14 protein-coding genes and 1 pseudogene are annotated in these 17,991 nt (G+C 52.0%); 8 read left to right on the top strand and 7 right to left on the bottom strand.

Annotated features, from left to right (window positions below; all coding sequences use genetic code 11):
• Positions 1-93: 93 nt before the first annotated feature.
• Positions 94-309, bottom strand: coding sequence for a hypothetical protein (locus K3T82_RS38890; RefSeq protein WP_220198885.1), 216 nt, complete (start codon positions 307-309; stop codon positions 94-96).
• Between the two features lie 292 nt (positions 310-601).
• Here K3T82_RS38890 and K3T82_RS38885 point away from each other — a divergent pair, with 292 nt between their 5' ends.
• Entirely contained in the window at positions 602-811 is a 210-nt protein-coding gene (locus K3T82_RS38885) for a hypothetical protein (protein WP_220198884.1), read from the top strand.
• A gap of 301 nt (positions 812-1,112) precedes the next feature.
• Here K3T82_RS38885 and K3T82_RS38880 read toward each other — a convergent pair whose 3' ends face one another.
• On the bottom strand, positions 1,113-1,787 hold the full coding sequence (locus tag K3T82_RS38880) for a hypothetical protein (RefSeq protein ID WP_220198883.1): 675 nt from the start codon (positions 1,785-1,787) through the stop codon (positions 1,113-1,115).
• Between the two features lie 375 nt (positions 1,788-2,162).
• On the opposite strand from K3T82_RS38880, the gene K3T82_RS38875 reads away from it, so the two are divergent.
• The 4 genes from K3T82_RS38875 to K3T82_RS38860 all read left to right on the top strand — a co-directional run bounded on the left by K3T82_RS38875 (position 2,163) and on the right by K3T82_RS38860 (position 8,157).
• A complete protein-coding gene (locus tag K3T82_RS38875; RefSeq protein WP_220198882.1) occupies positions 2,163-4,562 on the top strand; it encodes a PAS domain S-box protein in 2,400 nt (799 codons plus the stop codon).
• Positions 4,562-4,930, top strand: coding sequence for a response regulator transcription factor (locus K3T82_RS38870; RefSeq protein WP_220198881.1), 369 nt, complete (start codon positions 4,562-4,564; stop codon positions 4,928-4,930). The genes K3T82_RS38875 and K3T82_RS38870 overlap by 1 nt, the downstream gene beginning before the upstream one ends.
• Positions 4,931-5,204: 274 nt before the next feature.
• Positions 5,205-7,268 carry a sensor histidine kinase gene (locus K3T82_RS38865; protein ID WP_220198880.1) on the top strand — a complete coding sequence of 688 codons (2,064 nt, stop codon included), beginning with the start codon at positions 5,205-5,207 and terminating at the stop codon, positions 7,266-7,268.
• A 520-nt stretch (positions 7,269-7,788) separates the two neighbouring features.
• A complete protein-coding gene (locus tag K3T82_RS38860) occupies positions 7,789-8,157 on the top strand; it encodes a hypothetical protein (RefSeq protein ID WP_220198879.1) in 369 nt (122 codons plus the stop codon).
• A gap of 166 nt (positions 8,158-8,323) precedes the next feature.
• Here the strand turns inward: K3T82_RS38860 and K3T82_RS38855 are convergent, their stop codons facing one another.
• The 4 genes from K3T82_RS38855 to K3T82_RS49405 all read right to left on the bottom strand — a co-directional run bounded on the left by K3T82_RS38855 (position 8,324) and on the right by K3T82_RS49405 (position 10,462).
• Complete coding sequence (locus tag K3T82_RS38855; RefSeq protein WP_236031826.1) at positions 8,324-8,932, bottom strand: plasmid pRiA4b ORF-3 family protein; 609 nt, start codon at positions 8,930-8,932, stop codon at positions 8,324-8,326.
• 107 nt (positions 8,933-9,039) lie between these two features.
• Entirely contained in the window at positions 9,040-9,219 is a 180-nt protein-coding gene (locus K3T82_RS38850; protein WP_220198877.1) for a hypothetical protein, read from the bottom strand.
• A gap of 556 nt (positions 9,220-9,775) precedes the next feature.
• A complete protein-coding gene (locus K3T82_RS38845) occupies positions 9,776-10,294 on the bottom strand; it encodes a transposase family protein (protein ID WP_220198876.1) in 519 nt (172 codons plus the stop codon).
• 39 nt (positions 10,295-10,333) lie between these two features.
• On the bottom strand, positions 10,334-10,462 hold the full coding sequence (locus K3T82_RS49405; protein ID WP_268886720.1) for a hypothetical protein: 129 nt from the start codon (positions 10,460-10,462) through the stop codon (positions 10,334-10,336).
• 369 nt (positions 10,463-10,831) lie between these two features.
• Here K3T82_RS49405 and K3T82_RS38840 point away from each other — a divergent pair, with 369 nt between their 5' ends.
• From K3T82_RS38840 to K3T82_RS38830, 3 genes are all read left to right on the top strand, one after another.
• Positions 10,832-14,017, top strand: coding sequence for a winged helix-turn-helix domain-containing protein (locus K3T82_RS38840; RefSeq protein WP_220198875.1), 3,186 nt, complete (start codon positions 10,832-10,834; stop codon positions 14,015-14,017).
• Positions 14,018-14,320: 303 nt separating this feature from the next.
• The gene (locus K3T82_RS38835) at positions 14,321-15,331 is read left to right on the top strand and encodes a hypothetical protein (RefSeq protein WP_220198874.1); all 1,011 of its coding nucleotides are present in this window, start codon (positions 14,321-14,323) and stop codon (positions 15,329-15,331) included.
• A 73-nt stretch (positions 15,332-15,404) separates the two neighbouring features.
• Positions 15,405-17,075, top strand: a complete 1,671-nt coding sequence (locus K3T82_RS38830) for an FAD-dependent monooxygenase (protein ID WP_220198873.1) — start codon at positions 15,405-15,407, stop codon at positions 17,073-17,075.
• A gap of 433 nt (positions 17,076-17,508) precedes the next feature.
• Here the strand turns inward: K3T82_RS38830 and K3T82_RS38825 are convergent.
• Positions 17,509-17,827 (bottom strand): annotated as a pseudogene (locus tag K3T82_RS38825) (DDE-type integrase/transposase/recombinase); the annotation flags it as partial.
• Positions 17,828-17,991 lie beyond the last annotated feature (164 nt).

Below are 17,991 nucleotides of genomic sequence, written 5' to 3'. Positions count from 1 at the left end.
ACTAATCCTGCGTATCGCCTTGATGAAAGCAGGAAAGACGATGGAGAGGCGGCGTGTGCGCTCACAACATGGGTGCAGGCGTTGCGTCAAGAATCAAAGGGTTGGGGTCGTGTAGGTGCTCAGAACCTGTTCAATCCCTTGATGCATTTGACATAGTCCATTTGATTGTGGCCCCTGCATCTGCTCAATCTTCCGAGATCGGGCGGGATCAGAAGCCTCCCGCGTTGGATGAGCTTGCATACATGGGTGATCGCTTGGTAATTGCTCGCTCATTTCCCAAACGATCAGAGATTCTGTGCGACAGATCACCTTCCCCTTACCTCATAATCCCCAGACTTTTGTCATGAGTGTGACGCATGACCACGCGTTTGGCGAGAGACCATGAGCACGCTTGCTACCTTACCATAAGGCAAAAGAAACGTCAGAAATAAATGGTAAATAACTTGAAATGTGGATCAGGCTCAAATTTGGTGAATGATGAGCTTCTATTATCGCTCCTTCCCATTGTTTGTGCTCAAATTTTCAACGTTTAACAGTCTATTGAAGATCTTATCACCAAGAGTAAGCCAGATCCGGAATGCCTTCAGGGACAAAGGCAAGGATGGCTATCGATTCGGCAAGTAGATTGAACAGTGCCGCTGTACGCGCCTTCTTTTTCACTGCGAAACAATACCCTGTCCCCTCGTGCGGCCAGCACATCCCCATACTGCCGAGCGGCTACCAGGTCTTCACTGGTTGGCCCTCCACGGTCATAGCAAGCGAGAACGCGAAGTGGCACCGCAGCCTACAACGGGATGGCAAGCAGCAATGAGGAGAAGGGATGCTGGTCTGAGGTGGCAGAGGCGACTGGTGGTGGTGAGGGTGGTCTTTCTGATCCTGATGAGGTCGCTAACTGTTGCGATGCTTCATGAGAGCTGCGTCGGTGTTGGCGGCGCGGCTGTGCACACTTGTTTTTCGGACATCAAAAGCGTCCTTTCTTCGTGTGATGCAACGACAATGCTCAGCGCTCCTTCCTGCTTTTTCGTCAGAGGAAGGAGCATTGGAGCAATGAGATAGAAGACGACGTTCAATGAGCAATTTTGCCACTCATGGATGGAGAAATCAGATGCATGTCATCGTAGGCGTTTGCCAATGAGTGTCTGGGTGAGGCGTGTGACGAGTTGTGGTTGTAGCTTGAGCAAGCGCAAGAGATGATAAAAATGGGTTCGACCCCATACGGAGGGCATAGAAATACCTTCCCACCGCGCAAGACGCTCCAGCAGGGGAAAGGGTGGATCGATGAATGGTGCCCCGGAGCAGGTGGATAGGCTTGCCGAAACAAGCCAACCTGCTCCGGGCCCATAGACGCGACAGAACGAGACATACAAGGTTGCCGTACAGGCATCGCAACTGGGACCATAGGGGCGTCGCACGGTAAACGGGCGCGCCGAAAAGAAGCCCTTGTGTTCTAGATCATGAAGCAGTTGCTCTTCATCATAGGCGGGTTTGATCCCATAATGAAAGCGAACACCACCAGGAAGTTTGCGCTTGATCTCCACCTGGTAGTGTCCCGCTGGCAGCCAGCGGCTCATGATGAGGACATCCTCGTCGATCTGGACCAACTGCGCCTTTCGCCCAGGCTCTTCCACGCGATGCTCTAGGCACTTAAAGTCTTTGCGAGACTTTTGGACCTCGATAGTGATGCGTTTGCCCGCTGCCATCTTTATGATCACGGTGTCATCTTTTCTACGGATCGACCAGGTTCCCTTCTCCAGCAGCTCCATCGCGCCATCAGGTAAGTGCAGCAAGGTGACCCCTGGAGCCATACTATTGTCGAAGGGAAGATGCGGGGGAGTGATCTGGAGGGCGAGATCAGGTTTTCTGTCTGGTCCAGGAAAAGGTATCAGACGGAAAACGAGAGATCCATATATTTCCTCTCCATCGACATGTATGTGGTATAGTTGTTTATGAGTAATACAAGGAGTAGAAGAACAGTCACGGATTTTCTCTGTCATTGTTCTGCAAGGTGGTGAAGTGGTTTGCTGCTCTATGAGTACTCTCTTTCATATCAATCTATCTTCTGGCGCCGCCTCACTTATCATTGCAAAGACCGCTTGTCTTTCATACACCTTTTGCTCCTTCGCCAAAAAACATAGGAATAACTAGCTCAGGAAAGCCTTATTATGCATATACAGCACCCCCTGGAAGAACTGGGAATCTATGAGGCTATCATCACGTCTTCTGATGATGCCATCGTGAGTAAAACACTTGAAGGGATTATTACCAGCTGGAATCCAGCCGCTGAGTCACTTTTTGGTTACACCGCCCAGGAAGCAATTGGGCAATCGATTCTCCTCCTCATCCCAGAGGAATTGCACTTTCAAGAAGAGGAAATCCTTACGAAGTTGCGTCGGGGCGAGCGCATTGAACATTTTGAAACGGTTCGCCAGCGCAAAGATGGTACCAGGATTGAAGTTTCCTTAAGTATTTCCCCCGTCAAAGATCGCAACGGGACGATTGTTGGAGCGGCAAAAATCGCCCGCGACATCAGCGAACGCCGCCAGGCAGAACGCGCTCGCCTCCAGCTTGCGGCTCTCGTCGAATCCGCTGATACATCCATCATTGGGAAAACGAGTGAGGGTATCATCACCAGTTGGAATCGAGCGGCACAGCTACTCTATGGCTACAGCGCTCAGGAGGTCGTGGGTCAATCCATCACCCTTCTTTTTCCAGCTGATCGTCAGGAGGAGTCTCAGATGATCATGGAACGTATTCGTCGGGGCGAGCGGGTCGAATTGTATGAAACGGTCAGGCAACGCAAAGAGGGCACACTCGTGCCAGTCTCCGTCGTTGTGTCTCCTATTTATGACCGGTCGGGTCTGCTCATCGGTGCCTCTGACATCGCCCATGACATCACTGAACGCAAGCGCATCGAAGCCCAGGAGCAGTTGCTTGCACAACTTAGTCAGGTCTTGGCCTCTACCCTTAATTCCCAGGAATTGTTAACCAAGATAGCACGCCTGATGGTTGCGAACCTGGCCGATTGGTGTACCATTGAGCTACTGAATGCGACAGGGCACCTGGAGCTAGCCGAGCTTGCACATAGCGATCCCGAGCAGGCATGCCTGGTGCGCACCCTCTACGAGCGCTTCTCTCCCGATCCTCATGCGTCGCTCGGAGCAGCGCGGGTGCTTCGCAGCGGGCATGCAGAACTCTACTTTGAGATCACCGATGATTTGCTGAGAGAAGCAAGGGGGAACGAGGAAGAGCTGGCTCTAGTCCGGCAGATGGGTCCTACCTCTGCGATACTGGTTCCACTGGTTACACAAGGGAAGATCACAGGGGTGCTCTCCCTGGTAAGCACGACATCTGGGAAACACTACAACGCGTATGATCTCGCTTTCGTGGAGGAAGTGGGCCGACGTATCGGTTTAGCCCTGGAGAACGCGCGGCTCTATCGAGAAGTTCAACAGAGCCGTGACCAATTCAACATTATCTTGCAGGGTGTGGCGGATGGCGTTCTCGTCTATACCCCGGATCATCGTGTCCTCTATGCCAACGAGGTCGCAGCGCAGATGTGTGGAGTGAGATCAGTCCACGAGTTGCTGGGGCTGACAGATGAGGTATTGCTGACGACCTTCCCACTGTTTGACGAGCTAGGCCATCCATGCACGCTTGATGCGCTTCCGCACCGCCATGTTCTGGCAGGTGCCCCAGAAGCCCAGATCACACTCCGAGTTCAAGGGATGGATCGGTGGGTGCAAATCATTTCCCGTTCAGTGCGGACCCAAGGTGGTGCTGTGACAATGGCCATCTCTATCTGGCATGATATTACAGAACGCATGCGGGTTGAGCAGCGGAAAGATGAGTTTATCAGTGTCACCAGCCATGAGCTCAAAACGCCAGTAACCAGTCTCAAAGGATTTGCCTACGTCCTACAGCGCCGCTTGATCAAACAGGGGGACGAGCAAGCCCTCTCCTACCTGGCGCGTATGGATGCCCAACTTGATAAACTGACTCGGCTCATCAGTGATTTGCTCGACATCTCAAGGATGCAGGCAGGCAAGCTTGCCCTACGCATCGAGGCGCTGGATCTGGATGCGTTGCTCGATGAGGTCGTGGACAATGTGCGGGCGAGCACCACAAGCCATCAGCTACGCATCGAGGGGCACACAGGAGCCCGGGTAATGGGGGATCCAGATCGGCTGGGGCAAGTGTTTATCAATTTGCTGACCAACGCCATCAAGTATTCTCCCAAAGCCGAGCATATCATTATCCGTCGTTTCCAAGAGGGAAAGCAGGTCATCGTCAGCGTGCAGGATTTTGGCATTGGTATCGACCCGAGCAATCACCATCGCATTTTTGAGCGCTTTTATCAGCTTACGGACTCTGAAGAGAAAACATATCCAGGGCTGGGTATTGGTCTCTATCTGTCCCAGGAGCTCGTCTCACGTCATCAGGGGCGCATATGGGTAGAGAGCCGCAAGGGGGTGGGGAGCACCTTTTTTGTTGCGGTGCCTCTGATGGAGCCTAAAGAGCATACGGCGCAAGTAGACGAGACAGCGAGAAAAGGAGGTGAGTGATGCCACATCCAATGCAACGTATTCTCATTGTGGATGATGATCCCGATATTCTTGAGGCCCTCCATATTATCCTGGAAGAGGAAGGCTATGAAGTCACGACAGAAGAAAAAGGTGATGCCCTCTTGCATTTGCATGACGACACTCTTCCCCATCTTATTATCCTGGATGTCTTGCTTTCGGGCAAAGATGGACGCGAGATTCTCCGGCGGCTCAAGAGCCAGCAGAATACGCGAGATATTCCCGTTCTGATGTTCTCAGCGCACCCAAGCGCAGAGCAAACCGTACGGCAAGCGGGAGCTGATGATTTCCTTGCCAAGCCCTTCAATATTGAGGAGTTCCTGGCAAGAGTCACGCACCTTCTCTCGTAGGGATTCCTCATCAGCGATTGAAGAAAGCAAGGAATGATCAGCAGCAAGCTCCATGTGGACTTGGTGTCCATTTCTAGTCCCGGAGAGATGCCAACCCAAGTTCCACTAGTCGTGTGTCATCGGGGGATCCCGGCAATGATAATGGTTGATGCATTTCGCAAGCCAATGGAACGGTGAGAATGCCGCTGGCTTACAGTTGTTCTTTCTCCCAAGGCTATCATACAAGTGAGACAGAGAAACCTGAGAACAATTCCTGGAGATAAGGGAAATGTCGATGATGGATCGCCATGATACCGGTCACAGTCCAGAAAACCAGAGAGCGCTGCCTGGAAAAATGCCTATCCAGCCAGACAGCGACTCGCTGATGATCTCGTTCTTGTTGACACTGAACATCCTGGCTCCGTTCCTGGAGTATCCACCCGATGCGCTGATCGTGATCGATTCAGCAGGTACCATTATTCTGGTGAATACCCAGATGGAAACCCTATTTGGCTATGACCATGATGAACTGATTGGTCGGCCGGTAGACCTCCTTCTTCCTGAGCATTTGCGCACGGCCCATGTAGCCCATTGGACGCACTATATGCAGGCACCCCGTGCGCGCCCAATGGGCATCGGGCTCGATCTGGTGGGGCAACGCAAAGATGGTAGCCGGTTTTTCGTCGAGATTAGCCTGCGGCCCATTCGGATTGAGCACACCCTGCATGTGATCGGCGCGATCCGCGATATGACTGCTCAACGCGAAGCGGAACGCGAACGGATGTTGATCTCCCGGCGCTTGCGCCAACAGGACAAACTGCTCAGTATGTCCCACGATGCGATCCTGGTACGCGATTCAGCGGATCACATCGTCTCCTGGAACGAGGGAGCCGAGCACCTCTACGGCTGGACCGAAGAGGAGGCTGTGGGCAACATCACCCATACCCTGCTCCAGGCACGTTTCCCCATCTCGCGGGAGGCCGTTGATTACACATTGGAGCAGCATGGTCAGTGGGAAGGAGAGCTCACCCACACCTGTCAGGACGGGAGACAGGTGATCGTTGAAAGCCGTCAGGCCCTGGTGCGTGATGAGCAGGGCTTTCCCGCCGCTATTTTGGAAATCAATCGAGATGTGACCGAGCGTCGACGTCTGGAACGGCTAGAGCGCGAGGCGCGTGCTGAGATCGATGCACGTTTGCATGTCCTACAAGTAATCCTGGATCACTTGCCCAGCAGCGTTTTTCTCGTGCAAGGACCTCAATTGCGCATCTTGCTTGCCAATCAGGCTGCCACTGAGATCTGGGGCGCGCCATGGTCACGAGGACAACCTGAAGAGGAGTTTATCCAGCAGCACGGCGCCTCGCTTTACACCCCGACTGGGCAACCACTTCCCTTGGAGGATATGACCGGCAGGCGTGCCATGGACTCTGGCAAACCCGTGCTCAATTGCCAGCTGGTAATCCGTCAGTCTGATGGAGCCAGCATTCCAGTTATCGTGGACGCGATCCCCTTGGAGCATCGCTCCCTGCTTCCCAGCCTTCCCCAGGAGATGACACTTGGGCCAGCTTCAGCAGAACGGGTGGTCCTGGTGGTCTATCGGAATGTGCGTGCCCTCAAAGAAGCGGAAGAGCTCAAAGACCAGTTTATTAGCCTGGCGACCCATGAACTGCGCACGCCTGTGACCATTATCGCGGGGTATGCCGACCGTCTGCTCTCCCGCGCAGCACAGGAGAAGGGGCATGCGCTAGACGAATGGCAACGGGAAAAGGTGCAGCAGATGAAGCACGCCTCGTGGCACTTAGCCAACCTCACAGGGGAGCTGTTAGATGTTACCCGGATGCAGGCAGGGCAATTCCAGTTGGAACGCCGCCCGACCGATCTGGTGGCCCTCACCCGGCAAGAGATCGAGCGGCTTCAGGCGACGACCGACAAACATCAGCTTGCCTTCCACACCACCGTTGCCCAGCTCTGGGCTCTGGTCGATGCCTTTCGAATCGAACAGATCCTGTCCAATCTGCTTTCCAACGCCATCAAATATAGTCCAGGTGGCGGTCTCATTGAGGTCACACTTGAGGAACACAAGGACACACATGAAGCCCATTTCCGCATCCGTGATCAGGGGATGGGGATTCCGCACGCCCAGCAAGCGCACCTCTTTGGACGCTTTGTTCGTGGCGAGAATGTACGCATCGCTGGTATCCGTGGCACAGGGCTGGGTCTCTATCTATGCCGAGAACTCATTGAGCGACATGGAGGGCACATCAGCTTTGAGTCGGAAGAAGGAGTTGGCTCCACGTTCTTCTTTTCCCTTCCCTGTACTGAAGCGGTTTACAGAAACTCGAGCGGGAAAGCCCTGTGATTGCGCTTGGAGCGCATTGAGAAAGATATTTCCCTATTTAAGGCATCATGGCCTTGCAGGATCCTCCAACGGATCGACTCCTCTGCATTCGTTTGCCCAAAATTCCGGTCGACTAAAAGCTGAACTCGGAGGCGCGGTCAGCGTCAAAGCAATCAACCTTTCCGGCTGGTTCGGGAGAAAGTGGTGTTTGCAGACAATCCTGTGTAAGCCCTTCTAGGGTGAGCGAATAATAACGGCGAGATCCCGATCAGAGAGGCCTGATGGAATCTCCATCAATATCTGGCGCTGCTCAACAGTCAGGTATGTAGTGGTCTTCTGGTGTCTCATTGGGATGCAATCCAATATCATGAAATATATAAGTATGCATCATTCTTACCACACTCAGAAAAAAGTAGTAATGTTAGAGTATTTTTATATCAATTGTCTTGCTTACCTGCACTTAGAGAAAAAACGTAGCTAGGCCAAATAAGGAGAGGCGAAGTCTGCTGCCTGATGCGCTTCAATTGAAAGGAGAGCGAAGGTGACCTACGATCTGACGCCAACACAAAGGCTTTTAGAGGTCCTCAAGCAAAGAGAATTCACCAAAGCGGAACGGGCCATAGCGAGAGAACAAATCGGGCACTATTATGCGAAAAAACTGACCATCCTCCAACAGCACCTCTTTGAGGCGTTGGAGAAGCGCCACACGGGAGAGCTTGACGCCTTCGAAGTGGATGAATATATTCACCGCTATCATAAGCAGTCTCAGGAGCTCTACGTCTACATCAACATGCAATCCCAATCCAATGCGAACCTTCCTTTCTGGCTGGCAATCATTGAGGCTGATGAACAAGGCAGAAACGTGTGGCAACCAACGACGATGCTTCCACATGAAGAACAATCTCCCTGACATCTACTATCAGGAAGCATTGCCAAGACTGAAGTGTGTTGTCAGCTACGAGCTTTGAGGGAAAACTATGAGACTTTCAGTTCTCTCAGGAGAGAGCAGCCTTTTCTTCGTCAATCTAGCAAGCTAGCAGCAAAAACGCGAATTCAATACAGATTAGGCGGTTCTCTCATTCAAGGATCGCCAGCGCTGAATTGGCCTGTTGGACAGAAAAAAGTTCAGGATCGTAAGACGCGCCAGCCCACTGACGCAAACGTGTGTACTCAGGATGCTTCGGATGCTGCAATGCCTCAAGCAAATCAGCGTAGCCACCTATCCCACCAGCATCCTCTGGAGGACAGGCCCGTTCACCAGCCAGACAACGAGGTGTCATCCAGAAAGCATCCTCATTCACATGCTCATCTTCGAGATGCTTAATCTTTTCAATCGTCACCTGATGCATCCAGCTATCCCCCAGGTCATACTCATACGTCAACGTCAGCCACTCGGCCCAGACTGTCGCATCGAGCTTGGTGCGTCGACTATCCCTGATGCGTATGCCTGTATCCTCCCACTCAGGATCAGGAAGCCCATACACAGTTGTCTTCTTATTGATAATGAGCCGGAACACATACAGATGCGCATTCTCCCAGCCCATAACGACTTGAAGCATTTTATGAAGCGTATGAAGGCTTATGGCGCCAGGCACGACCATTTTGCGCCAGATTGGTGGCTCAATCCCAACCAACTGCACATGCAGGTAATAACGACTCTCTGACTGATAGCTTCCCAAGTGCACCTCCTCTTCTCTATATTCTATAACAGATTAATTTCTCTCTGCTAGTGTACCATTATCCAGAACTTGCCCAAATAGGGACAGGCCATATCGAGGGGGCTCTCGCCATCTCACAACTGGCAGAGAGGCTTGACATTACCCCTCACTGGATCTATGATCGCATTCACAATGGCACCATTCAGATCAGCAAAGATGCGACAACCCACCTGTATCTGTTTCCTGACAAGCCCCGTACCCTCGAAGGGTTCGCGCAACTTGCCAAGGGAACGCTCAAGACGCTCCGTCGTCATCTGCTTTACCTCCTTGATCGGTTAGCCAAACGCTCTCGCGCTGAAAGACCAGAGGGAAGTTTGCCCGCTTTCGCGTAGGATGATCTTGCTTACGCTCAACCCTTATCCTCTCCATTACAGAGGGGCCTTCGCTTTTTCCCTCATCCTGTACCGGCCATGTTATCAGCAGATCTTGCGACCTGCCTTCCTGCAAGCAGGAACATGACTGGCTTACCACGTTCCACGTGTGTACCATACATGGGTTAGGTCCCGCCTCTTCGCCGGTGGTGGTGTTCATCTGCGTCAGGAGAATTTTGAACCCCTGATCTCACCACGTTACCTTTTGGTCAAGCCTCTCAGCATCTTTGGCTTGTTGTCGATCACGACGTTTATCAGCGGTTCACCTGGGCTGACCGCATCATGTTTCGCCCTAGCTCCACAACCGCTTGATGCTAGCAGTCATATCGTCCCCTCACGGTTTCGAGATCACCCTTTCGGGTGCGGCTACATTGTCTCAGGCGCACTTGATTCAGCCTGATAGGGCACTGGAGGCAGAACTCCAGGTAAGATCCTCCTTTCAAGAGTCCTTACAGCTACACACGTAGCTTCGTGTCGCACCAAAATCATCAACGCCGAGTGCCTTGGGAACCTCCTTTGAGAGCACAGGGATTTGCTTCGCGAGCCGGACAAGGGTGTCTGAGCTGGTTGGCATTCCTCCCTCGTTGAGCAGACGTGAGGCGAGCTGTGCGTTGAGGGCAATGGCGAAAAGACGCAACGTGGCGCTGCTGAGCCGTACCGTCCGTTGAGCGGAGACCGCAACCACTTCTGGAAGCCGCTCAGAGAAGGTAAGGCGAGGACACTGGACATTCTGGCAACGAAAACGCCGTACCAGAAGCTTCAATTGAACGGCCCGTCCACTACTTGGAAGATCGCGAGGCGAGCGCGTGTAGTAACAATGTACACGCTGACTTGCATGCTGACAGGATGGGCAAAGAGCAGTTGAACAAGTTGCAACCGCCTGAATGACCACTGTATTCTCAAGAACAAGCACCCGCTTGATGTCAAAACCTGGAAGTGAAAAGGGAAGATGAGACAAGAGAGCCACCTTAAAACGAAACTGGATTGAACATGTTCTTCATCTTTCTTTACGAATCAAGGTTGTAGCTTGAGCACGGAAGTTGCGGAAGATCCATTTTTCTGGGCCAATTCCAAATCGCAACGCATCCAGCAACATGTTGCCCACTTCCCCCGTCTCGATGGTCATGTGGGCCCCAGTAATACACATAGCACTCCCCAAATTGCTGCTGAAACGCCTCCATCGCCGCCCTGATCGCTTGCGCTGGATTGTTAACAAGCAAACTATATTTCACTGGGATCATCAAAATCGCGGAAGGCCCAGGATGTCTTGGGCAAGTATGATCTTGGGTCGGGTGAGAACTCTTGTCTTAGCCATTACCAGCGAATACGATGGTCTGATCGATTCATCACATGTTTCTCTACAGAGAAGTATATTCTTCAGGCTCAACTCTTCATTCTTGCATAAGCAGCACATTGCATATATACTTCTTAGGGAGATTGGGGAACAAAATCCTGGGGAACATACGATACAGATTGAAAGAAAGCCACTGCAAGCATGCCGAAAACTGCAAAATATACACTCAGCTGGTCAGTCGAGTACGCCTGTTATCAGCTCGCGACGAGGGGTGAGGCTGATATCGTCCCTATATATATCAATGATGAGCAGTGGTGGTATACGTGGTTAGAGGAGCATACATCCTTTGCGTTCAATGGTCAAAATGGTCATCTCACGCTCTTGAAAGAGGCGCGTGAACAGCGCGGCAAAAGTTATTGGTATGCCTATCAGCGCCAGGGTGCATACACAAAGAAACGCTATGCAGGACGAAGCCGCGAGCTTTCTATCGTTCACCTGGAAGATATCGCTGCACATTTTCAATCCATCAATCAGCGGGGAGAGGCGCCGACGCAGTCGCATATACCCTCAATCGTTCCACCTCCTACAGAGAACGCACCCCCGTTATTGTTGCCCAAGATCCAGCCGCCGCGTTTGGCGACCTCGCTGGTCACACGTACAGATCTGCTGGCACGGCTCGATGCTGGTCTGTACGCGAAACTAACTATGGTGGTCGCCCCGGCGGGTTTTGGCAAAACAACTCTGGTTCGCCAATGGATCGCTGCCCACAGTACAGACACGCTGATTGCCTGGGTTGCCCTGGATACACACGATAACGATCCGCAACGTTTCTGGCGTTATATCTGTGCCGCTTGCCAAACTTTTGGTATCTCTACCGACTTCCTTGCTGTCGACCTATCGCACAACATGGCATCGTTTCCATTTGCCGCGCCATCCCTGATAGAAAGTGTGCTCACACCGCTGCTAAACAATCTGACGCAGATGAAGGGCCATGGCATCCTTGTGCTGGACGATTACCAGGTCATCCAGAAGCCTCTGATTCAGCAGACCCTTATGTTTCTACTGGATTATCTGCCTTCGACGCTGCACATCCTACTTTTGTCACGGAGTATTCCATCATTACCGTTGGCCCGGTTGCGTAGCCGTGGTGAGGTGTACGACATTGGAGCCGGAGATCTCCGCTTTTCGGTGGCTGAGACGACTGACTTTTTGCGATCAACGTCAAAGTTCCTCACGCCTGAAATAATTGAGCGCATCACCATGCGTCTGGAAGGCTGGCCAGCTGGATTGTGTATGTTTGCTCTGAACCTGCCACACTATCAGAGTTTGGAAGAGATTGAGCGCCATCTCAACACAGTCAGTGGCAGCGACCACAGCTGGCAAGATTATTTTGTCAGAGAAGTATTGGAAACGCAACCGAAGTTTATCCAACATTTTCTGCTACAAACTAGTATCCTGGATCGTCTGACCGGTTCATTATGTTGCGCATTGACTGATAACGTCGAAAGTACCAGTGTGCTGGAAACACTGTTCCAAAAGAACCTCTTTCTGGAAAAAGTTGAAGGAGAAGGCGACTGGTATCGTTATCATCAACTCTTTGCCGAAGCTATGCGTCATGAAGCCAGTCGTCGCCTGGAAGCAGACGCACAACGGGAGCTTTTTCAACGAGCCAGCGACTGGTATGAGCAGCACGCCATGTTGCCTGAAGCCATTGAAGCGGCGTTCAACGCCAGGCAATTGCCCAGAGTAGCACAACTGCTATCCCATTTCACAAAAATTTCCACCACCGCTACCACACAGTTTGATCTCCTCAAATTAGTGCAAGCAGAGTACTGGCTGTCGCAAATACCTTACGAGTTGTTTGATAAGTATCCTGACCTCTATATAGCCTATGTAACCTCCCTGGCCTTTAGTCATGGCCCGGACAACATGACGCCTGAGACGCTGACATTAGCCGACCAGTTGCTCAGTAAAGTTGAGCACATCTGGCGTACCAAAGAAAATTACCAGGCCCTGGGCATCGCTTTTGCATATCACTCCATGATTAGCTACCGACAGGGAAACTTGGCGCGGGCCGTCGAGTTTGCCCGACAGGCCCTCAACTGGTTGTCAGATATCTGGAGTTCCCAGAAGGCAATATGTTGGACCATTATTGGCATTTGTGCATTTCAGGCACGGCAATTTGAGTTGTCACGCCAGGCCCATCAAGCATCGTGTAATCTCTGGGATACGCAGAGGCAGCTGCATGGCGTGCGTGGCAACACCGTCCTGATGGCCCTGGCCTGTCTTGAACTGGGCGAAATGCAACAGGCCGCAGCTTATTTGCAATGGGCGCTCGACGAAGCAAATCGCTATGACGATCTCAATGATGCAGCGCTCTCGCGCCTTGGCCTGGCCCATATTTATTACGCATGGAACGAACTGGATCGCGCGCGGCAGATGGCTCTGGCCATTACAACAATTCTAACAGAGCAGGAGAATCCTGAAATACATATCCGGGCTGAGCTGATCCTGGCGAAGGTACAGTGTGGTCAGAGCCAGTTTTCCGCTGCCCGGCAACGTATGGGTGCGCTACTTGCCCGACCTTCGTCGCGTAGCTCTTCTCTCCTCTATTACGAGATCGTATTTCATCAGGCGCGCTTGCTTTATTTCATGAATGATCTATACGCCGCGCAGCGGAGCTTGCGTTTGCTGGATCTCGTTGAACAACCACCTCATCTTACTGCTGAAAGTATAGCCACGGACACGAACTCATCCGGTCTGGTTGTGTATGAGGCTGCTGGCGCGAATCAGGATATTGATGAGCAGAGAACACTGCTGGACGCACGACTGTTGCTGGCGCAGGGCAATGCTCGTGAGGCTTGTGAGCTGCTTATGGATTTTTTTTTGCTGGCGCTGGCTGGGCGACTGAACAGAGCCATACTGGAGGCACTGGCGCTCTTCGTACTGGCCTTGATTACCGAGCATCGATTGCAGGAGGCCACGAAGACCCTGCACATGTTGCTCAGCCGGACGTTGACCGAAAATTATCTGCGACTCTTTCTGGATGAAGGCGAACCGATGGCGCGGGCCCTGCGTACACTCTTGCCCTCGATACATGAGAAGGCACAGCGCGCCTATCTGCTGACCATTTTGCATGCATTCCCCAGCTCGCAAACAGCCCAGCCCGAGCCTATGACCGCTGCCCTCCTGCTTGAGCCATTATCATCCCAGGAGACACGCGTGTTGCGCCTGCTGGTGGCCGGGCGCCGCAATCTGGAGATCGCGCGGGAACTGATTGTATCTGTAAACACCATTCGCACCCAGGTGCGCAGCATCTATCGCAAGCTCAACGTTACCAATCGCGTTGAGGCCAGCAATGTTGCGCATGAACTGCAACTCCTCTAATCTCCCACCATCATCCAACTGATCCATCTCCTCTAATCTCCAACTATCATCCACCTGATCGTCCAGCGGGATGATGTTAGCTATCCAAATATCCCGTACACTTACCACAGATCGCAGATATCCCTGTTAATCTTGATAACAGAGGGAAAAAACGCTCAATCCTTACTGCATAAAAAAATAATTTTAAACTCACTTATTGCTCACCTGGAGCAGTTATATGATTCTTTCAGATGCCATGTGAAATGCATGGCACAAGTCGTATGACTTGCGAAACTGTGAACGCCTGAGTCAGGAGGTTGTCTTATGCGTCGTTTCTGGGCTGCCGGTTTTCTGGTCTTGTCGGCACCATTGATTGCCGAGGGGGTAAAGGGATCAACACCGATCTCAATGGCCCTGAGTTTGGTTGCTGAGATACCGATCTATGGTGGTGGTGTTCTTCTTGTACGGGAACTGGTGCGTCATCGCCGGCGTGGATGGGCGAGCATCATACTTCTTGGCATGGTTTACTGCCTCATCGAGGAAGGTTTGGTCTTACAGAGCTTCTTCCATCCCACTCTTTATAATGCGTTCGACTGGGGTGCTCGTATTGTGGGCATCAACGGTGTCTATAGCATCTGGGCGTTTGGTTATCATGCCATCTGGAGCATTGCCATCCCCATCCTATTGACGGATCTGCTCTTCCCCGCGTTGAGCGACAGACCATACTTTGGACGGGTTGGACTGATCATCACCGGGATCGTGTTTGTGCTTGGCGTCCTCTTACTTGGTTTCATTACTCATGTAAGCATTGCTCCTGGATACTGGGCACCACCAGCACTGTTGATTCTGACCGTGCTCACAGTGATCGTATTGGGTATCGTGGCGCTCTTTGTATTGCCTCCACGGGTAACTCGTGACCGGTTGCAGAGCAGTGCCCCATCGCCCTGGCTCGTCCTGCTCCTGGGCGGTATCGCCGGTTTTCTCTGGCAGCTCGTGTTGATGTCAACCTCGCACTTCTTCCCTGCCCTGGTGCAGGGAGCGCTGGTGCTGATCCCTGTCGTCGTCGCCCTGGCCCTGGTCGCTGTCGTGATATGGCTATTGAATAGCTGGACAAAGACATACAACTGGGGGAAGGCGCACCTGCTGGCCCTGGTCAGTGGGGCATTGATCGCGCATACCGTCTTCGGCATCTTATTCCTGACCGATAGTATGACTGAACTCCTGGGACAGATCATACTAGGATTGCTCATAACCATATTGCTGGTGTTATGTGCTTTTCGCCTTGCCAGGAGGAGAGAGCAACATCAGGTGAACGATGCTGTGCAATATCGCTAAGCGGCATGAAGTCGTATCGCCGCACTACATTTCGAAAAGTATAAAAGTGGCTCTCTATGAAAGGATTGATCCTATGAGGAAAAACATCGATAAGGTTTCGACTTATGATGAGCAGACGTCGGTATTGATTGTTGGCGGAGGCGTGGTTGGTCTCTCGTTGGCCCTGTTTCTTCAGCATCAGCAGGTATCCTTTATACTGGTGGAGCGCCATGCGGGAACGTCCATCTTGCCGCGTGCACGTGGATTGCATTACCGAACACTGGAGCTGTATCATGAAATTGGCCTGGATCAGCAGATCTATGCTGCCGGTGCCTCTGTGATCAAGCAGGGGCGCTTTGGCGGTTTGCGTATCGGGCGCACATTGATTGACTCCGAAGAACAACCGATCGCTGTCAGGCCTAATCATCCTGGTGGCCTGCTGGGTCAGGATGCTTCACCTTCATTTTTCTGTTTCTGCCCACAGGATGAGCTAGAACCAATTCTGATCAAGGCCGCGTACGAGCGAGGAGGCGACCTACGTTTTTCGACCGCCATGACCTCCTTTGAGCAGGATGAAGACGGCGTCACTGCAATCATCATTGAGCGTACCAGTGGAGGTTCGCGCACCATTCGCGCGCAGTATATGGTTGCTGCGGATGGTGCACGCAGTCCTATTCGCACTGTTCTGGGTATCACCACAAGTGGTCAGGGCACAATTGAACATTATCTGAATATCTACTTTCATGCCGATTTAAGTGAGCTTGTACGTGATCGAACATTCAGCCAGTGCTCCATCGAAAATACTGATGTCCGTGGTCTCTTCATTTCAATCAATAACACCGATCGCTGGGCCTTTCATTTAAAATATGATTCAACCAGAGGTGAGCGGGCGGGAGATTTTCCTGCGGAGCGATGTCTTGCATTGCTGCGTAAAGCGATTGGTGTAGCAGACATCACAATTGAAATCAAGAACATTGGCCCCTGGGAAGCCGCCGTACAGATCGCGGATCGCTATCAATCCGGACGGGTCCATCTGATTGGCGATGCCGCGCACCTGATGCCACCCTGGGGTGGGCATGGAGCCAACACCGGTATTGCCGACGCCCATAATCTGGCCTGGAAACTTGCCGCTGTGCTCAAAGGCCAGGCCGCGCCTGCTTTGCTAGCAACCTGCATAGAGGAACGCCGTCCCGTAGCTAAAATGGCTGCGGAACAGGCTGCGCTCGGCACTGACATCTATACACGATATGGCATCGTCACGAACGACAACGTCGAATTGCTCAAGCAACGTATCAATCCCTTCTTACTGATCCTGGGATATCACTATCACTCCCAGAGCATTCTGGAGGAAGCGGGCAACATTGTCTTTGGTGAGGATACGTTAAGCGGGCAACCTGGCACACGTGTGCCTCACATCTGGTTTGAGCACAAAGACCAGAAATTCTCGACGCTTGACCTGCTCGGGAAACACTTTGTCTTATTCACCACCGCTGGTGAGGAGGGGAATGTCTGGTGCGAGGCGGCACAAGCTGCGGCAAAGCAGCTTTCCCTGAGACTGGATATGTATCGAATCGGTCCAGACGGTGACCTGTCCGATCCAGATGGTAGATGGCTGGCAGCTATACATGGCCAATCCGACAATATACTGCTTGTGCGTCCGGATGGTTTTGTCGCCTGGCGTGGTCATAGGGGTGAAGTCGTCAGTGCAGCAGCATTTGAGCGCATATTCAAGCATATTCTCGGCTTTGAGTTGACTGAAGCATAGAGATTTAACATGGTCAATGTACGATCGACCATGGAACATGTCTAATGAACATTAGTTGCCCCCTCGGCACATGGGCCTTATTGTAAATCGACGAAATAGATGAGGTAGGAATTGCAGGAAAAAATGAGGGAATATAGGATATTTGAGGGTTAAAAGGAGAAATAGATGAGAGAAAAGGAAGGCATGTGAAGGCTCCCCTACCGAGGGTGAAAAAACAGAGGAGCGGAGAAAGTGAGAAATAGGGGCAAAACACGAGGGGTGTGAGAGGAAGAAGAGCAGCCTTGGGAGAAGAGCAGGGCAAGGGGGAATGGATGATGGAGTGGCCTGGGGAGCGTGCTGAAAGAAGAGCCTTGAAGAAAGTGCTAAAAAAGCGGTTGTGTTGCAAAAAATAGGAGGAAAAGAAATAGAGCGTGAGTGGCCCTATCAAACGTTCTTAGGCTGCCACTCCAAACAGCTTGGCGACGAGCGCGACCTGCCCTCTCACATCCCCTCTTGTCATGCCTTGCAGTTGCCCTTTTCTCAGCATGTTCATCACCTCAAACCCCTGTACGGTTCGCCACGCCGTCTCAAAGAAGAAGAAGCCCATCCCCCGGTTTGGTTAACCGTTTGATACACCGGTGGTCTTGTTTAATGAGATTATTGAGATACTTCATCTGTCGCAATTCGCAGCTTGCGGAAATGTGCCCTTCTGCCTTGAGCTCATTGAAGGCTTTGGGGTAAGCTGCATTTTTGTCCACGTTGATGACACGTGGTTTGCTGCTATGAGAAGCTGCAAGGTTTTTGAAAAAGGGTATTGTCAACTTAAGCAAAATTGTAGAGCTTAAACAAGAGAAACAGATCCCAAAGTGGGGATGATGCCCATTTTTTGATCGCATTTTCTAGATAATCCTAGCGAATGTGGCGTCAATGTGGTGAA

It is taken from the genome of Ktedonospora formicarum (genome assembly GCF_016587355.1).
In the GTDB taxonomy this organism is placed as follows: domain Bacteria; phylum Chloroflexota; class Ktedonobacteria; order Ktedonobacterales; family Ktedonobacteraceae; genus Ktedonobacter; species Ktedonobacter formicarum.
Note: the sequence above shows the minus strand (reverse complement) of the source record. Positions and strands in the feature narration are given on the sequence as shown.

Coding starts and splice junctions, on each gene's coding strand:
- K3T82_RS38850 (WP_220198877.1), bottom strand. CDS start 9,219: ATGACGACGGAGCGTCTTGAGCGTTCCCTTGGCAAGTTGCGCGAACCC.
- K3T82_RS38865 (WP_220198880.1), top strand. CDS start 5,205: ATGATGGATCGCCATGATACCGGTCACAGTCCAGAAAACCAGAGAGCG.
- K3T82_RS38870 (WP_220198881.1), top strand. CDS start 4,562: ATGCCACATCCAATGCAACGTATTCTCATTGTGGATGATGATCCCGAT.
- K3T82_RS38885 (WP_220198884.1), top strand. CDS start 602: ATGGCTATCGATTCGGCAAGTAGATTGAACAGTGCCGCTGTACGCGCC.
- K3T82_RS38840 (WP_220198875.1), top strand. CDS start 10,832: ATGCCGAAAACTGCAAAATATACACTCAGCTGGTCAGTCGAGTACGCC.
- K3T82_RS49405 (WP_268886720.1), bottom strand. CDS start 10,462: ATGACCATCGAGACGGGGGAAGTGGGCAACATGTTGCTGGATGCGTTG.
- K3T82_RS38835 (WP_220198874.1), top strand. CDS start 14,321: ATGCGTCGTTTCTGGGCTGCCGGTTTTCTGGTCTTGTCGGCACCATTG.
- K3T82_RS38830 (WP_220198873.1), top strand. CDS start 15,405: ATGAGGAAAAACATCGATAAGGTTTCGACTTATGATGAGCAGACGTCG.
- K3T82_RS38875 (WP_220198882.1), top strand. CDS start 2,163: ATGCATATACAGCACCCCCTGGAAGAACTGGGAATCTATGAGGCTATC.